We start from the raw sequence: 1,111 nt of genomic DNA, 5'->3' as shown, positions 1-1,111 counted from the left end.
GATCAGTGACTACTTGAGCGAACACCAGTACCGGTTCTCGTCGTACTTAAACGAGCATTTAGTGCCAGCAGCAACAGCAGCGGAACACGCAGGAGCAGTTAACCCCAGTAAACACATTCGTGAATTGACTAAAACATTTGGCTGGCCCTTACTACGCGACCTTCAAGGCAAAATCATCGTTGTTCTCACTGGTGGAAAAATAGGGAGCAAGAACCAAAACTACCGATCAGGTTGGAACTGGTTATGGGAGACACATGGCGTGGTGCCATCAACTTTCATGTGTCCTGAAGGTAGCACTATTGAACATATTAAGGTGGGAGGGCAACTCAATGGGATATCAAAAGAGGAGTCTCAACGCTTTATTTGTAACAACATGGGTCAGAGTAAGCACTACCAAAATGTCGCAAATGAAGCCGCTAATAATAAGCAAATGATGCATATTTGGGGAGACTCTCTAGTTAGCCCTGAAACATTTGAATACAACTACCTTTCAGTTAGCCACGGGGTGCAGTTCATCAATAGAGAAAGATCTAAACCTCAAGATATTTCGACTTGGGGTAATGCTGTTCCACTTATTGGCGTACGACGTTCAATCGCGGGTTTTTTCCAGATTTACAACGAACAAACCGGGCTGTGCTTAAGTGTCAAAGACTCTAAATATAGTAACGGAACTCAGCTAATCAGCAGTCAGTGTCAAAAGTCAGAGGATCAAAAGTTTGTTTACACCGTTGAATCTCAGCTAAGACCCAAAGGAAACTCTCGATATTGCGTGGATATCAAGGGAGGGAAAGCAGGGAACGGCAAAGACCTTCACTTATGGAGTTGTGATGGAGGAACCAGCGAAAAGTGGAGTATTACACCAACCAGCGCATTCATTAGTTGGCACAGTAACACTAGTGGTGACGACGGTAACGGATACTGCATGGACAATAAAGGGGCTGGGGCAGGAACACAATGGCACCTCTACTCCTGTCAGGATTTTAACGCCAATACTCGCTTCAAACTGCTACCAGTCACTCGTTGGGATGACACTCACCAATAAATATTAATCCATATCTAATTTCAGTGAAGCTTAAAATCGCTTCGCCATCACGATTTTAAGTTTCACATC

1 protein-coding gene is annotated in these 1,111 nt (G+C 44.2%); it reads left to right on the top strand.

Features of this window, described 5'->3' with window-relative positions:
* Window positions 1-1,042 (top strand): RICIN domain-containing protein (locus AB4486_RS26360; protein ID WP_372119713.1); only part of this gene is annotated, 1,042 nt, incomplete at its 5' end.
* Between the last annotated feature and the right edge of the window lie 69 nt (window positions 1,043-1,111).

Source organism: Vibrio sp. 10N.222.55.C6, assembly GCF_041473395.1.
GTDB classification, from domain to species: Bacteria; Pseudomonadota; Gammaproteobacteria; order Enterobacterales; family Vibrionaceae; genus Vibrio; species Vibrio crassostreae_C.
Note: the sequence above shows the minus strand (reverse complement) of the source record. Positions and strands in the feature narration are given on the sequence as shown.